Genomic DNA, 3,565 nt, shown 5'->3' with positions numbered 1-3,565 from the left:
TGACGCTTCACCCATCCACCTTGGGTGTCCTCCGGTGGACGAAAAAAGCGTCGTCCACCCTACAGTTCAGGCCTCGATCGCCAACCCGTACTCGGCGCTGGCATCCTGCAGCCATAGCCAGATGTAGTCGGCGAAGCTGCGCCGAACCACCAGTTCCCAGGTGTCCTCGCCGGTGTGGCGGATCACCAGTTGCGACTTGGCGAACACCGTGCCGACCGCCTTGCCCACCGGGAAGTTGCGCGGGTGCACGTCGTAGCTGGTCGATTTCATCAGCAGTTCACGGACTTTCGGCCCGCTCAGCTCGACGAGGGTCTGGCCGCCGCTGACGTTGACCACCTGGCAATGCTGGCCGGCCAGGGCCTCGCGCAGCTTCTGCTCGACGGCGAACTCGCTGCCGCCGGGCACGATCAGCAGCCACTCGTCCGGGCCCAGCCACTGCAACGAGGTATCACCACGGCTGACCAGAGCCAGCGCGCCTGGCAGTTCCAGGCCCAGAGCCTTGTGCACGGCGCCGGTGAAGTTGCTGTCATCGGGATCGCCACGCAGGGTCAGGTGGCCGAGCAGCTTGTTCTCGCGCAAGGTCACCCCGGCGCTGCTCTTGTTCAATGGGGCCTTGCGCGCCAGCTCGTCGAGGCCGGCGTGGAACAGCGGCGACTCGGCGTAGCCGGCGTCGGGGCGTTGTTTGTAGACATTCACTGCGGTCATGCTTCACCTACCTGGCGCGCTTGAGCGCCGTTGGAGTTCTGGGTGGGGCAATGGATAAGTGTTCGACTGGAAGTCCGCCCCTCTCCCCTCAAGGGAGAGGGGCCGGCAGGCGCCCATCCCCGATCAAACATTCTGCCGCTCGCCTTTCGGGTCTAGGAACACCGCGCTGACGATTTCAGCCTCGATCAGCGTGCCGTTGGCCAGGGGTGCGAAGACCTTCTCGCCCATGCGTTTCAGGCCGCCCTTGACCAAGGCCAGGGCGAAGCTGTAGCCCATGCTGGTGCTGAAGTAGCTGGAGGTGACGTGACCGACCATGCTCATCGGCACCGGCTGTTTCGGGTCGAACACCAGTTGCGTGCCTTCCGGCAGCACCTTGTTCGGGTCGAGCGGTTTGAGCCCCACCAGCTGCTTGCGGTCCTCGCGCACGCAGTCCTGGCGGTTCATGCCGCGCCAGCCGATCCAGGAGAAGGGCTTGGTCCGGCCGACGCACCAGCCCATGTTCAGGTCGTCCGGGGTGACCGAACCGTCGGTGTCCTGGCCGATGATGATGAAGCCCTTCTCGGCGCGCAGCACGTGCATGGTCTCGGTGCCGTACGGGGTCAGGTTGTACTGCTTGCCGGCCGCGACGATCTTCTCCATCACGCCCATGGCGTAGTCGGCCTGCACGTTGACCTCGTAGGAGAGCTCGCCGGTGAAGGAGATGCGGAACACCCGCGCCGGCACACCGCCGACCAAGCCTTCCTTCCAGGTCATGAACGGGAAGGCGTCCTTGTCCAGGTCGATGTCGGTGACCTCGCTCAGCAGCTTGCGGCTGTTGGGTCCGGACAGGGTCATGGTCGCCCAGTGGTCGGTGACCGAGGTGAAGTACACCTTGAGCTCCGGCCACTCGGTCTGCTGATAGATTTCCAGCCACTGCATGACCCGCGCGGCGCCGCCGGTGGTGGTGGTCATGACGAAGTGGTTGTCGGCCAGGCAGGCGGTCACGCCGTCGTCGAAGACCATGCCGTCTTCCTTGCACATCAGGCCATAGCGCGCCTTGCCCACGTCCAGCTTGGTCCAGGCGTTGGTATAGACGCGGTTGAGGAACTCGCGCGCATCCGGACCCTGGATATCAATCTTGCCCAAGGTCGAGGCATCGAGGATGCCGACGCTGTCGCGCACTGCCTTGCATTCGCGGCCGACCGCGGCATGCAGGTCTTCGCCATTCTTCGGAAAGTACCAGGGGCGCTTCCACTGGCCGACATCCTCGAACTCGGCGCCATTTTTCAGGTGCCAGCTGTGCAGCGCGGTGTGGCGCACCGGGTCGAACAGCGCGCCGCAGTTGCGCCCGGCCACCGCACCGAACGTCACCGGGGTGTAGTTGGGGCGGAACATGGTGGTGCCCATCTCGGGGATGCTGATGCCCAGCGAACGGGCGGCAATGGCCAGACCGTTGATGTTGCCCAGCTTGCCCTGGTCGGTGCCGAAGCCCAGCGCGGTGTAGCGTTTGACGTGCTCGACCGACTCGAAGCCCTCGCGGGTGGCCAGCTCGATGCCGGCCGCGGTGACGTCGTTCTGCAGGTCGACGAACTGCTTCGGCGCGCGCGCCGTGGGTTTATCGTGGGGCACCTGGAACAGCGCCAGGCTGGGCTCTTCATGGTGACCGAAGACCTTCGGCAACTCGCCACTGGCGGCGGCGAAGCCAGCCTCCGAGGCAGCCTTGACCCCGGCGGCGCAACCATCGGCGAGCACCTCGGCGAGCGCGAACACGCCATTCACCGCACCGGCGCAGACCCGCTGCTGGAAGCCTTCGCCGGGGACGAAGGCGAGGATGTCCTGGCGCCACACCGGCTTGCCGCCGAGGTGCGAAGCCAGGTGCACCACCGGGCTGTAGCCGCCGGAACTGGCCACCAGGTCGCAGTCCAGCCAGTCGCCGGGGCTGGTGACCTTGAACGCCTGCGGATCGATGCGGGCCACCCGCGCCGCGCTGACGCGCTTGCTGCCGCGGGTTTCGATGACTGCGCTGCCGGTGATTACGCGCAGGCCCTTGGCCCGTGCTTCCTCGACCCAGGCGCCCTTCGGGTTGGCCCGCGCATCGGCGATCGCCACCACCTGCAGGCCGGCTTCCAGCCAGTCCAGGGCCACGCGGTAGGCGTAGTCGTTGGTGGTCGACAGCAGCAGGCGCTTGCCCGGCGCCACGCCATAACGGCGCACGTAGGTGGATACCGCGCCGGCCAGCATGTTGCCCGGCACGTCGTTGTTGGCGTACACCAGCGGCCGCTCGTGGGCACCGGTGGCCAGCACCACGCGCTTGGCGCGCACGCGGTGCAGACGCTGACGCACCGCCGCGTGCATGAACGGACCCAGTTGCCCGGCTTCACCGCGGTGGTCGGTACGCCGCTCGTGAATGGTCAGGAAGTTATGGTCGTGGTAACCGTGCACGGTGGCGCGCGGCAGCAAGGTCACTTCCGGCATGCCGGCCAGTTCGGCGAGGGCCTTGGCCACCCAGTCGCTAGCCGGTTTGCCGTCGAGGGTTTCGCGGCTGTCGAGCAAATGACCACCGAACTCTTCCTGCTCGTCGGCGAGGATCACCCGCGCCCCGCTACGCCCGGCGGCCAATGCCGCCGCCAGACCGGCGGCGCCGCCACCGACCACCAGCACGTCGCAGTGCTGGTTCATGTAGTCGTAGCTGTCCGGATCGTTTTCCTTCGGTGCACGGCCCAACCCGGCGGCCTTGCGGATGTACTTCTCGTAGGTCAGCCAGAGGTTCTGCGGGTACATGAAGGTCTTGTAGTAGAACCCCGGCGGCATCATCTGCCCGCCGACCTTGCCGAGAATGCCCATCAGGTCGGTGTTGACGCTCGGCCAGCCGTTGGTGCTG

The 3,565-nt window shown here is 66.5% G+C and carries 2 protein-coding genes; both read right to left on the bottom strand.

Features of this window, described 5'->3' with window-relative positions:
• Window positions 1–66: 66 nt before the first annotated feature.
• On the bottom strand, window positions 67–705 hold the full coding sequence (locus R3355_RS24205; RefSeq protein WP_318963681.1) for a sarcosine oxidase subunit gamma: 639 nt from the start codon (window positions 703–705) through the stop codon (window positions 67–69).
• Between the two features lie 123 nt (window positions 706–828).
• On the bottom strand, window positions 829–3,565 hold a 2,737-nt coding region (locus R3355_RS24200; RefSeq protein ID WP_318963680.1), incomplete at its 5' end, for a sarcosine oxidase subunit alpha family protein.

This window comes from Pseudomonas sp., assembly GCF_033723075.1.
Taxonomy (GTDB): domain Bacteria; phylum Pseudomonadota; class Gammaproteobacteria; order Pseudomonadales; family Pseudomonadaceae; genus Aquipseudomonas.
The sequence above is the reverse complement of the archived record's forward strand: the minus strand, read 5'-3'. Positions and strand labels throughout refer to the sequence as shown.